1 protein-coding gene is annotated in these 1431 nt (G+C 71.1%); it reads right to left on the minus strand.

The features are described from left to right. The coding region (locus ACFPMG_RS28765) for a beta strand repeat-containing protein (RefSeq protein WP_376998721.1) at positions 1-1431 on the minus strand (1431 nt) is incomplete at both ends.

The following is a 1431-nucleotide window of genomic DNA, read 5'->3' on the forward strand; positions in this document are numbered from 1 at the left end:
GGTCGAGGTTGAGCGAGCCGGCGGTCGGCGTCGCCGTGGCGAGGTTGAGGCTCCAGCTCCCGTCGGTCGCCGTCGTGGTGTAGGTCGCCCCGCCCACCGTGACGGTCACCGTGCTGCCCGCTTCCGCCGTGCCTGCGATGGTCGGAGTCGCGCTGTCGCTCAGCGTCGTGGTGACCGTCGGGGCGTTGGGCGCGGTGGTGTCGATGGTGAGAGTCTGAGTTCCCGGCGCGGAGGCGTTTCCGGCGGCGTCGGTCGCCGTGGCCGCAACAGCATTGCTGCCGTTGGCGTTCAGGCTGAGCGAGCCGGCGGTCGGCGTCGCCGTGGCGAGGTTGATCGACCAAGTCCCGTTGGTCGCCGTCGTGGTGTAGGTCGCCCCGCCCACCGTGACGGTCACCGTGCTGCCCGCTTCCGCCGTGCCGGTGAGGATCGGCGTCGTGCTGTTGCTCAGCGCGGCGCTGGTCACCGTCGGGGCGTTGGGCGCGGTGGCGTCGATGGTCAGCGTCTGGGTGCCCGGAGCCGATACGTTGCCCGCCGCGTCGGTCGCCGTGGCCGTAACAGCATTGCTGCCGTTGGCGTTCAGGCTGAGCGACCCGGAGGCCGGCGTCGCCGTGGCGAGATTGAGGCTCCAGGTCCCGTTGGTCGCCGTCGTGGTGTAGGTGGCACCACCCACCGTGACAGTCACCGTGCTGCCCGCTTCCGCCGTGCCGGTGAGGATCGGCGTCGTGCTGTTGCTCAGCGCGGCGCTGGTCACTGCTGGAGCGTTGGGCGCGGTGGTGTCGATGGTCAGCGACTGCGTCCCCGCCGAGGAGACGTTACCGGCGGCATCGGTCGCCGTCGCCGAAACGCTGTTGGTGCCGTTGGCGTTCAGATTGAGCGAGCCGGAGGCCGGCGTCGCCGTGGCGAGATTGAGGCTCCAGGTCCCGTTGGTCGCCGTCGTGGTGTAGGTGGCGCCACCCACGCTGACGGTCACCGTGCTGCCCGCTTCCGCCGTGCCGGTCAGGGTCGGCGTCGTGCTGTCACTCAGCGTCGTGGTGACCGTCGGGGCGTTGGGCGCGGTGGTGTCGATGGTCAGCGTCTGGGTGCCGGCCGAGGAGGTGTTGCCCGCCGCGTCGGTCGCCGTTGCCGAGACGGTGTTGCTGCCGTTGGGGTCGAGGCTCAGCGAACCGGCGGTCGGCGTCGCCGTGGCGAGGTTGATCGACCAGGTCCCGTTGGTCGCCGTCGTGGTGTAGGTGGCGCCGCCGATGGTGACGGTCACCGTGCTGTCGGCTTCCGCCGTGCCGGTGAGGATCGGCGTCGTGCTGTTGCTCAGCGTGGCGCTGGTCACCGCCGGAGCGTTGGGCGCGGTGGTGTCGATGGTCAGCGTCTGGGTGCCGGCCGAGGAGGTGTTGCCCGCCGCGTCGGTCGCCGTCGCCGAAACGCTGTTGGTGCCGT

The organism is Azospirillum himalayense, from assembly GCF_042657465.1.
GTDB lineage: Bacteria > Pseudomonadota > Alphaproteobacteria > Azospirillales > Azospirillaceae > Azospirillum > Azospirillum himalayense.